Raw genomic sequence first — 302 nt, 5'->3', positions numbered from 1 at the left:
CCCCCCCCCCCCCCCCCCCCCCCCCCCCCCCCCCCCCCCCCCCCCCCCCCCCCCCCCCCCCCCCCCCCCCCCCCCCCCCCCCCCCCCCCCCCCCCCCCCCCTCTTTTCAAGCAGAAGACGGCATACGCGATCAGGCGCCATGTCTCGTGGGCTCGGAGATGTGTATAAGAGACAGGGCTATACCGGCAGCGCAGACGCTGTCCTTGCACGGTGGCCGTTTCCAGATGGGGTGGCCCGATGCCGACGGATTCTTCTTCGACAACGAGTGCCCGCCGCACCGCACCTACGTGCCCGCGTTCGAG

The 302-nt window shown here is 74.2% G+C and carries 1 pseudogene; it reads left to right on the top strand.

Annotation, left to right across the window (positions count from 1 at the left end):
- Positions 1–176: 176 nt before the first annotated feature.
- A pseudogene (locus JHD73_RS29430) lies at positions 177–302 on the top strand (glycosyl transferase); the annotation flags it as partial.

Origin of the sequence: Ralstonia sp. ASV6, assembly GCF_016429285.1 — a bacterium.
In the GTDB taxonomy this organism is placed as follows: domain Bacteria; phylum Pseudomonadota; class Gammaproteobacteria; order Burkholderiales; family Burkholderiaceae; genus Ralstonia; species Ralstonia flaminis.
This window is presented reverse-complemented; position numbering and strand designations above follow the sequence as displayed.